This window comes from Bacteroidota bacterium (genome assembly GCA_013696965.1).
Classification (GTDB): domain Bacteria; phylum Bacteroidota; class Bacteroidia; order JACCXN01; family JACCXN01; genus JACCXN01.
Genome location: JACCXN010000024.1, coordinates 18,983 through 33,689 on the forward strand (window position 1 = coordinate 18,983; position 14,707 = coordinate 33,689).

Consider the following 14,707-nt stretch of genomic DNA (forward strand, 5'->3'; position numbering starts at 1 on the left):
AAAGTTTGCCTTTAATAGTTGGGTATTTATTAACACCGGTTGTTGTTGCTATTTGAAATTATTATGCATTATAAAGTTAATCAACACAATGTTCATATCTTAATATTAATCTAATTTTCATCGGTTTATAAAAATATTTTTGTTAATTACCTGTTATTAATATTTGATATCTGATATAAACTAAATTAAACGTAAAAAGATTAAAACAAAACTAACACGATAATAATAATAACAAATAATTATTAAAATTTATACTATATATAAATGGATACTTTGAATATTGAGAAAGGATACTTGGATTTTGAAATAGATTCTTGCGTAGATTTGTTTGATGAAATCGAAAAACTCAAGAAGGAAAAAAATGCAGTTATACTTGCTCATTATTACCAGGATGCCGATATTCAGGATATTGCAGATTATATTGGCGATAGCCTTGGTTTATCCCAACAAGCGGCCAAAACCAATGCAGATATAATTGTTTTTGCAGGTGTACATTTTATGGCCGAAACGGCAAAAATTCTTTCACCTGGAAAAAAGGTGTTATTGCCCGATTTAAACGCAGGATGTTCCCTTGCCGATAGTTGTGAACCAGTAAAATTCGCTGCCTTTAAAGCACTCCATCCTGATCATGTTGTAATTTCATATGTTAATTGTTCAGCTGAAATTAAAGCACTTACAGATATTGTTTGTACCTCCAGCAATGCTGTTCAAATTGTACAGAGTGTGCCACTAGATAAAAAAATAATTTTTGCCCCTGATAAAAACCTTGGCAGATATATTCAAAAACAAACCGGCCGGGAAATGGTTTTATGGGACGGGGCTTGTATGGTTCATGAAATATTTTCCCTTGAAAAAATAACACGATTGATGGTTAATAATCCCAATGCAAAACTTATTGCCCATCCTGAATGTGAAGAAGCAGTATTGGAGCATGCTCATTTCATTGGTTCAACTACTGCTCTTTTAAACTATGCAATTAATGATGAATGCATGGAGTTTATAGTGGCTACGGAAACAGGAATTTTGCACCAAATGATAAAAGCAGCTCCTCATAAAACATTTATACCTGCACCTCCTAATAATTCCTGTGCTTGTAATGATTGCCCTCATATGAAGTTAAATACACTTGAAAAGGTATATTTATGTTTAAAATATGAACTTCCTGAAATAATTATTGATAATGCTATTCAAAAGAAGGCAGAAATTTGCATTAAAAGAATGTTAAAAATATCTGAAAACCATGGATTATAATTTTAATTACACCAATTATTACCTGAAATTATTTGTATTAATAATTTTTACTTTTTCATTTGTTCCACTTTCGGCCCAAAACCAAATAAACCCAGAAGGCTATAATAAGTTTTATTTTGAAGATGGAACCCTTGCAAGTGAAGGAAATATGGTAAAAGGTAAGCCAGAAGGATATTGGAAAACATATTATAATAGCGGTATTATTAAATCAGAAGGAAACAGGAAAAATTTTGAATTGGATAGTGTTTGGAAGTTTTATGATGAAACCGGTAAAATTAAAAATGAAATAAATTATGTGGAAGGTAAAAAAGACGGACGCTCAATAAATTACAATAAAGATGAAATTATTATTTCTGAAGAAAACTTTATTAACAATCAAATGCAAGGTTTTAGTAAATATTTTTATGATTCAGGCGAACTTAAATTTAAAACTAATTTTATTGATAGCAGAGAAGAGGGGGAGGGTTTTGAATATGCCAAAGATGGAAGCCTTATAACTATTTTGGAATATAAAAGAGGTTATATTTCCAGACAGGAAAAAATTAACCGAAAAGACAAGAATGGATTAAAGCAAGGTGTTTGGAAGGATTTTTATGAAACAGGAGCAATAAAAACCGAAGGCAGGTATGTAAATGATAAAAAAAATGGATATTTTAAGCAGTATGATTTAAACGGAAATCTAAAAATCACTATTAAATATTTAGAAGATATTGTTCAGGAGGAACCTGATGAATTAAAACCTGCAGATGTACAGGTAAAATATTATAAAAATGGAAAACCAAAATCCATTGGCAATTATAAAAATAACAAGCCAGAAGGAATACACAGAGAATATGCCCTTGACGGAAGTATAACCTCCTCAAAAATTTATACCGATGGAATTATTACCGGTGATGGTATTATTGATGAGGCAGGAGTTAAACAAGGTGACTGGAAAGAGTTTTATCCAGAAGGAATATTGAGATCCCAGGGGAAATACCTTGATGGTAAGCGCATTGATGACTGGGTTTTTTACCATCAAAATGGAAAAATTGAACAAAAAGGGAAGTACCTTAAAAATGAAATTCCAACAGGAATTTGGAAATGGTATTATGAAACCGGGGATTTATTAAGGGAGGAAAATTACCGAAAAGGACTGCGGGATGGCCCAATGGTCGAATATTCAGAAACAAATACAGTTGTTACTAAGGGCGAATTTATTGATGATGAAAAAGAGGGTGAATGGTTCTATGAAATGGGAGACCATAGAGAAGAAGGCGCTTATATTGCCGGAAAAATGAACGGGGAGTGGAAGTTCTTTTATGAAAATGGAAAGTTGTATTTCGAAGGAAAATTCATTGACGATAATGCCGATGGAAAGCATAAAAATTATTGGGAAAACGGAAAGCTTAAAGAAGAAGGAAAATATATTATGGGTAAAAAAGAAGGAGAATGGCGTTCATATACAATTGAGGGAACCCTCTACCTTGTTACTTATTATAGAGATGGAATTGAATTGAAATACGATGGAGTTAAGATAAAACCCATTTTTGAAAATTAATTTTGATCTTAAAAAGGTATAATTAGAACAATAAAACCTTCTTTTTATTCTCCCCATGAATAAAAAAAGTGGTTTTTATCGACTTCGAAAAACTCTTTTATGTTTTTACAACAGCTTTTTGAAATTAATAAAACAAACTAAACCAGCCAGTGTTATTTGGCTTTTTAAATGGCAAAAAAAGATACTAAAGAACTATTAATTGAAGAAGTAAAGCTTCTTAAAGAAAAAATTGCTTTGCTTGAAATAGAAAAAGGAAATATATCCTTTCAGGAAAATTTTTTCCCAGGCCTTGCCGTAATAAATAAGCACGAAAAAAACATTGAAAAAAACGAAGAACGTTTAAAATTAGCTTTGGGGGCTTCGGGCATTGGTGTTTGGGAATGGGACATTAGCTCAGATAAAATTAATTGGTCAGATTCAGTTTATGATTTATTTGAAGTTAAAAAATCAAAAGAAAAATTAATTCTTCAATCCCACCTTTCAATAATTTACTCCGAAGATGTTTCTTATTTTCAATCTATTTTAAATAGTTCTATTAAAAATAATGTACCATTTGAGTTAAAGCACAGATTGGAAAAACACAAAGAAAACTGGATTTTGTGCAAGGGTATAATATTGACTGAAAACAATGGCTTAGCGTATAAGGTAATTGGTAATGTTATGGATATTACCAACCGGATTAAACATGAACAACTTTTATTGGCATCTCAGGAAAGACTGAGAAAACAAAACAAAGCATTATTGGAATTATCGGGAAGGGTAAACGTTAAAATGGGAGAAACGCGCCTGGTGATTAATGATGTTTTAATTACTGCTGCCGATATTATGGAGCTTCCAAGGGTTGGCCTATGGGTTTTAAATGATGAAGAGGACTGCCTGAGCCATTTTGCAGGATACTACAACAAAAATTTTTCTACCGAAAACAGGGTATTAGAATTAGCAAACTATCCGGTATATTTCAATGCAATTCGGAATAAAAACGTAATCGTTACACAGGATGTTTATTCCAATGATTTAACGCGGGAATTAGTAAGTTACTGCAGCAAAAATAAAATTACCTCTATGCTTGATATTCCCTTAATTGTGAATGGCAAAATAAAGGGAATTGTTTGTTTTGAACAACAAAATTTTATACGCAACTGGACCTTGGATGAGCAAAATTTTGCTGGAGCGGTTGTAAATATTATTGCACTTGCCATGGAGGTCTCAGAAAGAATAAAGGCGCAAGAGCAATTAAAATTATCAGAAAAAAGCTACTATGAACTTTTCGACAATAGCCCTGAATTAATTTATATACAGGATAAAAACAGCGTTTACATTGATGTAAATAAAGCTGTAATTGAGAAATATGGCTTAACAAGAGAACAAATAATAGGAAATAAACCGGATATGCTTGGGGCATCAGGAATGAACGACAATGCATTACTGCTGGAAAAAATCAATTTAGCCTGGGAGGGAGGCTCCCATAAGTTCAACTGGTGGGGCAAAAAGAAAAACGAGGAGGTTTTTCTCAAGGAAATAGTAGTAAGGAGAGGCAGGTATTTTGGTATGGATGTAATTATTGCATCAGGAAGGGATATTTCAGAACAAAAAAAATATGAAAACCTATTAATAGAAAAAGAACAAAACCTGTCAATGGTTTTAAATAACATTGATTATTTAACATATAGTTCAGATATTATTAATGGAAACATTGAATTAAAATACATTAGCCCCCATTCTCAAAAAATCATTGGATTTACAACAGCCGAATTTATTAGCGCCTTAAAAAGCAATGGGCTAAAAGACCATTATCATATTGACGATGTTCCTAAATTAATGAAAGCTGCGGATGAAATAAAAAACACAAAAAAAAGCGCAACCCTTATATACCGCTTTTTTCATAAAACAAAAAAAAGGTACATATGGATTGAAGAATCCATTTTTCCACAATTTGATAACCAGGGGAAAAGGAGAGCAAATTTTGGAGTTTTAAGAGATGTAACTGAAAGAGTTACAGCCGAACAAAGCCTGATTAAAAGCGAAGAAAGATACAGGTTGTTATTTGAAAGTAATATGGCAGGGGTTTTTAGAACTACCATTTCTGGAAAAATCATTGAGTGCAACAAGGCCTTTGTAGATATATTTAAATATGATTCGGTTGATGAAATACAAGGAAGAAGTGCTGCGGAATTATATGCCAGCAAAAAAGAGAGGGAAATATATATTGAAGACCTCAAAAAATATGGAAGCCTTTATAATTACCAAATAAAGAGTGTAACAAAACAGGGAAAAAACGTGTGGCTATTGGCAAGCGTTACCCTTGTTAATCCAAGTGAAAAAGAAAGGGAACAGGAAATTTTAGGAACCCTTATTGATATAACGGAGCTTAAAGAAGTGCAGGAAACATTGCTTGAGAACGAAGAAAAGTTTAAAAGCATTGGCGAATCTGCCCCGGTGGGTATATTTTTAACAGATATTGAGGGAAGGCCTGAATATATTAATCCAAAGCTTCAGCAATTAATTGAAATACCTCTAAACGATACTGTTGATAAATCCCTTATTAATAGGATTCATCCGGGAGATTTTAAACAATTGCTAACAAGTACAGATTTTGCATTAAAAAACAAAGGCGATTTAAATATTGAGTTCCGATTAATAGGTGAAAAAGCCCAGTTAATCTGGGTTTGTTTAAATGCAACTGTAAGAAAAAACTCAAAAGGAGAAATTGCTGGATGGGTTGGTACCGTTGAAGATATTACAGATAGAAAAACCTCAGAGGATATTATTAAGGAAAGCGAACAGCGCTTTAAACTTTTATCAGAAGTTGCCATAGAAGGCATTGTTTTAACCGAAAATGCTGTGGTTTTTGATTGCAATAACCGATTTTATGAAATGCATGGATACACTTCAAAGGAAGAAGTTATTGGAAAGCACGTTTTAGATTTTTTAATGCCCGAATTTCATCAGCAGGCTTTGAAAAGCATGGAGTTTAAAAAGTCAAAATCAAGCGAAGTAATTGCAGTTACCAAAACAGGAAAACCAATTACAATTGAAATCAGCGGTATGCAAATTCCCTATTACGGTAGAAAGGTTAGAGTTTCTGTGCTTTATGACATTAGCCAGAGAAAAAACATTGAAAATTCTTTGAAGGAAAGCGAACGCGCCCTTTCAACGCTAATGAGCAATCTTCCCGGGATGGCCTATCGTTGTCAGAACAATCCTTCATGGACAATGGAATTTGCAAGCGCAGGTTGCCTGGAGTTAACCGGATATAAATCCAAGGAACTTATTAAGAACAATAAAATAGCTTACGATCAAATAATTCACCCAAAAGACAAAGAAAGAGTCTGGAAAATCATTCAAGGTTCCCTTGCAAGCAAAAATTCTTTCGAATTGGAGTATCGAATTATTACAGCCTCGGGAAAAACAAAATGGGTGTGGGAGCAGGGGGAGGGAGTGTTTGACGAAAAGGGAAAAGTAAAAATCATTGAAGGATTTATTACCGATATCAGTGAAAGGAAGGAATTTGACAGTCTTATACGCCAAAGTAGAAAAAGTTTTAAGGATCTTATTGACTTTTCTCCGGTGGGGGTTATAATTGTGCAGGGAAAAAGTGTAGTTTTTGCCAATCCGGTTGCAAGGGATATTTTAAAAATTTCCGACAACTTTAGAATTGATAAGGCCTCGATATTTGATTATTTGCAACCCGAGTACCATGCAACTGTAAAAAACAGCTTAGGCCGCATTAAAAAGGGCGAAAAACTAGCTTTTGCTGAAGTTAAGGTAAGATCAACAGATGGAGCAATTATAGATATTGAAACCAATGGAACAATTACTAATTTTTTGGGTAAAGAGGCAATACAAATTGTTTGTCACGATATTTCCTATCGCAAGCAGCTTCATAATGAGCAATTAAGGGCCGAAGTGGCAGAGGAGACAAATAAAATACTTAAACAAGAAATTTCCGATCGCGAAAAGGCTGAAAAAATGCTTATTGAAACTCAAAAATTCACAAGAAATATTATTGACAGCTCCCTTGATATTATTTGGGCTACCGATAAAAATGGATTTATCATCGAATTCAACGAAGCGGCACAAAAAGCCTTTGGTTTTGGTTTGAATGAAATGAAAACCCAATCCCCACAAGTTTTGTACGCTGTAAATGAGGATTTTAATAAAAGCAATAAAACGATTATCAAAACGGGTACCTTTTCTGGAGAAATTAAAAACAAAAGGAAAAACGGGGAAATATTTACCAGCTATATGTCTGCATCCTTTCTTTTTGATGAGAACGGGGATCAGATTGGGTCAATGGGAATTTCCAGGGACATAACCGGATTGAAGCTGGAGGAAGAGAGAAAGGAAACTCAATATGCAATAACAAGAATACTTTCAGAAGCTCCCTTCTTCTATGAAGCCGCCCCTGCTATACTAAGTGCATTCGCTTTCGGATTTAATCTTGATTATGGCGAAATATGGCTTGTTAACAATCAAAACAATGAACTTGATTATTACTGTGGATTTGTTAATCCTAATTTTAAGCAAACAGCATCAAAAAAATTTCAGAATGGTTCAAAAAAGATGAAATTTTCTTCAGGAGAAGGCCTGGCAGGTAAAATTTGGAGTAATAACAAAACAATGTGGATTGAAGATTTAGAAAAATCCTCAATTTCTCCTCTTAAGAAAGAAGGCCTGATGGCGGGATATAACAGTGCTTTTGGATTTCCGATCAAAAGTGGAAAATTAACTCTTGGGGTTTTCAACTTCTTTAGTAGCAATACCATTAAAGAAAATCATGAATTATTAAACCTTTTACCAGTAATTGGCTCCCAGATAGGGCAATTTATTGTACGTAAAAAGGCAGAAGAAGAACTCAGGGTCAGTGAAGAAAGATTTAAAGCTATTTATAATGTTGCCGCTGTTGGGATTGCTAGGGTGAGCCTAACCGGGAAATTTATACAGGTAAATCAGCGCTTGTGTGATATTTTTGGTTATACAGATATTGAATTATATGCTAAAACATTTCAGGAATTTACCTATTCAAGAGATCTTCAAAAAAGTATTCTGTTTCTAAAAAAGCTACTTTCAAAAAAAATAGAAAAGTTTACTCAGGAAAAAAGATACATTCATAAAAATGGAAGTATAATTTTTGTTAACCTAACCGTTTCTGTTGTAAAGGATGAAGATGGAAATCCCGATTATTTTGTTTCTGTATTTGAAGATATATCAGAAAGAAAATCATCAGAAGAAAAAATATTTAAACAGGCAGCAAAACTCAATTCAATTTTTGAAAGTTCATCACATCAAATATGGACACTTAATAGAAATTATGAATTAACGTCATTTAACCAGAATTATGTAAGAGCAATAAATAAATTCTTTAATGTTGAACCCCTTTTAGGAACAAATGTACAAAAGGCAAGTAAATTATTGCTGGATGAGAAGACCTTTGAGCAGATAAATAAGATATACAAGGAAGCCTTCAAAGGTATACCCCAGCATTTTGAGATACCATATTATTCTAAAGAAGGCAAAAGCATCTGGTTGGAAACCTTTCTAAATCCTATTAGGCTTGAAAAGGGAAAAATTGAGGAAATTTCATGCATTGCTCAGGACATTACCGGAAAAAAAATAATTGAGCAACAAATTAAAAGCTCGCTTAAAGAAAAAGAAGTGCTTCTTAAAGAAGTTCATCATAGGGTGAAAAATAATTTACAGGTAATTTCAAGCATTCTTAACCTGCAATCCTCTAACCTGACAGATAAAAAAGTACTGGATGTATTAAAGGAAAGCCAGGACAGGATAAAGACAATGGCATATATTCATGAGAGTCTTTACCAATCAAAGGACTTTAGCCAAATAAATTTTTTGGAATACATTGATAATTTATCAAGGAATTTATTACATTCATACCGCGGTCATAATAATTTTGTCGATTTAAAGTTAGATATAGATAAAGTTTACCTAAATTTGGATTTAGCTATTCCATGTGGGTTGATAATAAATGAATTGGTTTCAAATGCTTTAAAGTATGCATTTCCAAAAAACAAAAAGGGAACCATTTTTATTGGTGTGAAGGTTATGGCTGATGATCTTCAAATTACTGTTAAAGATAACGGAATTGGCTTTCCACAGCATATAGTTTTTAAGAATACAGAAACCTTAGGTTTGCAGCTAGTTACCGCCTTGTCTGAGCAAATTTGTGCTACAATAAGTATGGAAACAAAGTTGGATCAGGGCACAAGTTATATATTGAGTTTTAATTACAAATTAAATAAAACAAATCCCAATGGCAAAAGTTAATATTTTAGTAGTAGAGGATGAAAGCATTGTTTCAAAAGATATTCAGCATAGTTTAAAGAAACTTGGATACAATGTTGTTGGAGCAACCGCAACGGGCGAGGAAGCAGTTACTCTTGCTGAGGACACTAATCCAGATATAGTATTAATGGATATAATGCTAAAGGGCGAGATGAGTGGTATAGATGCAGCCTTGAAAATCAAAGAAAAATTTAGTATACCAATTATTTACCTTACTGCTTATGCCGATGAGAGTACCTTGAATAAAGCCAAAATTACTGAGCCATATGCATACATTCTTAAACCGTTTAAGGAAATAGATTTGCATACTTCAATTGAAATGGCTCTTTTTAAGCATAAAAAGCAGGTGGAGCTGAAAAAGGAAAGAGATTTTCTTTATTCAATTGTTGAGGGTAAGGATAGTGCAAATATAATTTTTGTTAAGTCCAATTTAAAACTTGTAAAGTTAAGAACAGAGGAAATCTATTATGTAGAAGCCCTTAAAGATTATGTTGTAATAAACACCATTAAGGCCAGATATACCATTCATTCCACAATGAAGCAAATGCAACAAAAGCTAGGCAGTGATTTTGTAAGGGTGCACAGATCATACATTGTGAGAATTGACAAGATTTCTACTATTGAACAAAACAATTTGATTGTAGAGGACAATAAAAAAATAATTCCAATTGGTGGTTCATATAAAGATGAACTTTCTATAAGATTAAACACTATTTAAGGTAAAAAAAATCTTTTTTAGGTTTTTTAAATTTTTTAAACGAATAAAACCTGCCTAAGACCTTTTTCTTAAGCAGGTTTTTTTATGGATTGAGCTTTTTGAAGCCTCACTGAGATTAATGAAAAAAACAGTAACTTTAGTTGTAAACAAAATTAACTATCCTTTTTTTCAAAATTAACTATGGTTAAACACTACAAAATTAGTATAAGCGGGAAGGTTCAGGGTGTTTTTTTTCGCAAATCTGCTTCTAAAAAAGCAAAAGAACTTGGAGTTGCCGGAATTGTATTGAATAAACCCGAGGGAAGCGTTTATATAGAGGCCGAAGCAGAGGAGGCTGTATTGGGAGAGTTTATTGTTTGGTGTAAAAGAGGGCCTATTGGCGCGAAGGTGGAAGATGTAAATATTTTTGAAGGAGATTTAGTAAATTATGATCAATTTGAAATCATTAGAAGCAATAATTCTTAAATAGGGATTTTGTTGAAACAATAATGGGTTTTATGCCATAAAATATTGAAATGGTATAAATTAATTATATTTTTAAGACGAATCTTTACCTATTAGCTGTAATGGAGGATATTATTATTTAAATTTGAACATTAATTCAAAAGCATTATAAATAATAACGAATATGCAAGAACTAAAATTAGCCCTGGGAGCCGATCATGCAGGATATAAGTTAAAAGAATTGATTGTAAGTTATTTAAAAGAAAAGAATTACCTTATAAAAGATTTCGGTACTAACTCAGAGAGCAGCGTTGATTACCCAGATTTTGCCCATCCCGTAGCTCAAGGAGTACAGGATGGCAATTATAATTTTGGAATATTAATTTGCGGAAGTGCCAATGGAATTAATATGACAGCCAATAAATACCGTAAAATACGTTCTGCTTTATGCTGGAAATCAGAAATAGCCGAACTTGCCAGATTGCACAACGATGCAAACATCCTTGCCCTGCCTGCAAGATACATTTCAGAAGAGGAAGCCATAAAAACCGTAGATGTGTTTTTAAATACAGCCTTTGAAGGTGGAAGGCATCAAAAAAGAGTAGAAAAAATTAACCAGTTGTGTTAATTAATTTCTGGTATTGGTCCTTACAGGCCTAATTGTCTATCATTTACAAAGCATTAAAATTATTATCCCTAAAGAATAACATGAGAAAACCATTGATACTTGTTGCTTTAATAGCATCAGCTTTTTCTTCATTCGCATCAGGAACTAAAGATTCACTTGCTAATAAGTACGCATCAACAATTTCAGTAGATGATTTAACCAGGCATTTAACAATTATAGCTTCAGATGAATTTGAAGGCAGGGAAACAGGAAAGCCCGGACAGAAAAAAGCCGCTGAATATATAAAATCTCAGTTTATTGCCTTTGGATTAGAGCCAGGAAACAAAAACAATTATTTTCAAAAATATCCGGTAATAATGCAGGATCCCGCAGGAGTGGAAATTATGGTTAATGGCAATAAATACAAATTCTTAAAAGATTTTTATTATTTCCCCGGCTTTGGGGATACAGTAATGCATTTAAATGAAATAACGTTTTTGGGTTATGGAATAAGTGATAAAAAATATGATGATTATGAGGGTTTTGATGCAAAGGGAAAAGCGCTTGTTGTATTAAACGGAGAGCCCAAAAACAGCAAAAGCCAATCCTATGTTACAGGCAATAAAACTGTTTCAGATTGGACAGTTAACAATAGAATGAAAAGCAGGATTGCTTCAGAAAATGGCGCCTCGGCCATGTTTGTTGTTGTGGAAGATTTAATGGCGAACCTTAAAACAGTAAAATTTTTTATTGAAAATCCCACGATGAAACTTGATAACAACAAACCAGCTTCTTCCAAAAGGATTCCTGTTTTTTACATCAGCAAGAAAATGGCAGAAGATTTATTTCCCAATGTTGATAATGAAAATAGAATGACTAGGTATGAAAAGCAGATTTCAAAAAATGGCAAACCTAAAAATGAAACGCTTAATTCTAATGTAACTTTGTCAATTCAAAGGGATAGCGAAAAAATTTCTTCGGAAAATGTATTGGGATATGTGGAAGGAAGTGATTTAAAGGATGAATTACTGGTTATTACAGCGCACTATGATCATTTAGGAACAGACGGAGAAAAAATATATAACGGAGCCGATGATGATGGATCAGGCACTGTTGCTGTAATGGAAATTGCGGAAGCTTTTGCAAGAGCCAAACTTGAAGGAAATGGACCGCGCAGGAGTATTTTATTTATGGCAGTTTCAGGGGAAGAAAAAGGTTTGTTCGGTTCGCAGCATTATGTAGAAAACCCGGTTTTCCCGCTTTCCAATACAATAGCAAACCTTAATATTGATATGGTAGGGCGTGTGGATAAGAAGCACAAAGACAATCCAAACTATGTATATATTATTGGTTCAGATAAATTAAGCACGGAGCTGCACAAAATAAATGAAAATGCTAATTCAGCACATACAAACCTTATTTTTGATTACACTTACAACAAGCCCAATGATCCTAACAGGTTTTATTACCGTTCCGATCATTATAATTTTGCTAAAAACAACATCCCTGTTATCTTCTTTTTTAACGGCACACATGATGATTACCACAAATCTACCGACACAGTAGACAAAATCAATTTTGAGGCCCTTAAAATGCGTACAAAGCTGGTTTTTTATACTGCATGGGAATTAGTAAACAGAGATGAGAGAATAAAGGTGGATGTGGTTTCAGATTTTAAATAAAAAGATTTTCTGTTTTAATGCTTTTCGATTAAGCTAAACGATTTTTTTTTGCATTAAAGAGAATTGAATAACACAAGTTGAGGTGTAAACAAAGGCAGCTGGTTTTCTGTTCTTTAAACCTCTTCATTGTGCTTGCCCTTCTATAAAACCATAAAACCCTATAAGTACCTTTGCTGAGAAACAAGGCAACACCCTTTTATTGCCTCAAGGTTTTGCTATTACAGGATTTGAATTTTGCGCAGTTAAAAGAAAAGGAGGATATAATTTAGCGATCAGGCAAATTATTAAAACAGACAACATTAAAAGCATCCGGTAAAAAGGCATGCTTAAATTTAAGAAATATAATATTGCTTATTCTAAATTAATTCCTGTAACGGCTTCGTTGATGTTTAAAAGATGATCCCCTAGTTTTTCACAGGAAGAATAAAGGCTGTTGTAATACAAACCTGATTTAATGTTGTAGTCGCCCTTTTCAATGCTTTTGAAGTGTTCATCTCTTATTCGGTCTCGCAGATTGTTTATTTCATTTTCAACCTCAACAGCTTTCTGTATGTTTTCCTTACCCTCTGGCGCCTGTAAATTACTCATCATAACCTCAAAGCCTTTATTGTTAAGGTCAAACATCTCATTTAAATTATCTCTCTGGTTTTGGGTAAACCATGCCTTGTCTTGATTTTTACGATTGATACTTAAAGACATCTGGTAACAGATATCTGCAATTTTTTCCATATTACTTATTACCCTGAGCATTGAGCGAACCTTATGAGAGCCTTCCTCACTCATTTCTTCCTGGGAAACTTTAATCAGGAAGTTTGCAATTTCAAGTTCCATGCTATCACATATTTCTTCATATTTATTGGTGCGGCTGAGCAAAGATTCGAATTTTTCCTTGTCCTGCTCCTGCAATAATTCCGGAATAAAACCGAACATACGTTGTGTTCTAAGACCATATTTAACGATCTCTTTTCGCGCTTCAAGAATAGAAAGTTCTGAGGTATTCAGTAAACCTGTGCCAATATACTCAAGTCTATACTCCTCATCAATAACACCTTTGGAGGGCTGCACTTTAATTACCAATTTTTCAAGCAAAGGAATAAAGCCAATGAATAGCGCCACATTCATTAGGTTGAAAAGAGAGTGAAAAATGGCAATAGCAAACACCATTACTTGTTGCCTTACTGCAATGTCGGTAGAGAAAGGGGAGAGTTGAAAATTACTAACAAGAAACCAATCAATAAAGTTTAATATATAGCTAAAAACAGCAAGAACCCAAATTACCCCAAAAATATTAAACAAAAAATGAAAACGTGCCGCCCTTTTAGCATGAACATTTCCAACAATTGCCGCAAGATTTGCAGTTACCGTGGTACCAATGTTTTCACCTAGAAAAATTGCTGCTGCAATTGGAAAATCTATATATCCTTGGGCTATTAATGCCAAAGTAATTGCAGTTGCCGCACTGGAGGACTGAACTACTACAGTTAAAATTGTTCCAAAGAGGACAAACAGCAAAATCGAACTAAAGCCATACTGGGTATATTCCTGAATAAAACTAAGAATATCTGGGTTCGATTTAATATCAGGAACAGATTCTTTTAAAAAGTCTATTCCAATAAACAAAAGACCAAAACCAATTACGAATTCCGCAATACTTCGGTAGGTGCTATTTTTATGGAAATAAAAAGGAAGTGCGATTCCCATTAAAGGCATAGCAACAGAAAGAATATTTACCTTAAAACCAAAATAGGATATCATCCAGGCGGTAAGTGTTGTTCCCACGTTGGCCCCCATAATAACTCCCATTGACTGAGCGAGGGTTAATAGCCCGGCATTCACAAAACTAACAACCATAACGGTTGTGCCTGAAGATGTTTGAAGCAACACGGTAATTAAGAACCCTGTAAAAACACCCATAAAACGGTTGGAAGTCATTCCGCTTAATATGCTCCTCATTTTCTCACCCGCAGCTTTCTGTATACCATCACTCATCACCTTCATCCCGAAAATGAACACACAAAGAGCCCCTAAAAGCTGAAGAAAATCTAAAAAACCGTAATCCATTTTAAAAAAGTTTTGCTCGTAATTACTACCTCAAATCAGAGGCAAAAGTAAACAATCTAAAAGAATTACTCTTTATTCGTGATTGTTTTATTTCTATGGGT

Annotated in this window: 8 protein-coding genes; 7 read left to right on the forward strand and 1 reads right to left on the reverse strand. The window is 33.6% G+C overall.

Annotated elements, in window-relative coordinates; genetic code table 11:
• Positions 1–264 precede the first annotated feature (264 nt).
• From nadA to H0V01_04260, 7 genes are all read left to right on the forward strand, one after another.
• On the forward strand, positions 265–1,251 hold the full coding sequence (gene nadA / locus H0V01_04230; protein ID MBA2582579.1) for a quinolinate synthase NadA: 987 nt from the start codon (positions 265–267) through the stop codon (positions 1,249–1,251).
• Positions 1,241–2,791, forward strand: a complete 1,551-nt coding sequence (locus H0V01_04235; GenBank protein MBA2582580.1) for a hypothetical protein — start codon at positions 1,241–1,243, stop codon at positions 2,789–2,791. The genes nadA and H0V01_04235 overlap by 11 nt, the downstream gene beginning before the upstream one ends.
• Positions 2,792–2,959: 168 nt before the next feature.
• Positions 2,960–9,076, forward strand: a complete 6,117-nt coding sequence (locus tag H0V01_04240; protein MBA2582581.1) for a PAS domain S-box protein — start codon at positions 2,960–2,962, stop codon at positions 9,074–9,076.
• Entirely contained in the window at positions 9,063–9,812 is a 750-nt protein-coding gene (locus H0V01_04245) for a response regulator (GenBank protein ID MBA2582582.1), read from the forward strand. The genes H0V01_04240 and H0V01_04245 overlap by 14 nt, the downstream gene beginning before the upstream one ends.
• Positions 9,813–9,992: 180 nt before the next feature.
• A complete protein-coding gene (locus H0V01_04250; protein MBA2582583.1) occupies positions 9,993–10,277 on the forward strand; it encodes an acylphosphatase in 285 nt (94 codons plus the stop codon).
• A gap of 163 nt (positions 10,278–10,440) precedes the next feature.
• The gene (gene rpiB / locus H0V01_04255) at positions 10,441–10,884 is read left to right on the forward strand and encodes a ribose 5-phosphate isomerase B (GenBank protein MBA2582584.1); all 444 of its coding nucleotides are present in this window, start codon (positions 10,441–10,443) and stop codon (positions 10,882–10,884) included.
• An 80-nt stretch (positions 10,885–10,964) separates the two neighbouring features.
• On the forward strand, positions 10,965–12,545 hold the full coding sequence (locus H0V01_04260; protein ID MBA2582585.1) for a M28 family peptidase: 1,581 nt from the start codon (positions 10,965–10,967) through the stop codon (positions 12,543–12,545).
• A gap of 351 nt (positions 12,546–12,896) precedes the next feature.
• Here the strand turns inward: H0V01_04260 and H0V01_04265 are convergent, their stop codons facing one another.
• Complete coding sequence (locus H0V01_04265; GenBank protein ID MBA2582586.1) at positions 12,897–14,606, reverse strand: Na/Pi cotransporter family protein; 1,710 nt, start codon at positions 14,604–14,606, stop codon at positions 12,897–12,899.
• Positions 14,607–14,707: the final 101 nt, after the last annotated feature.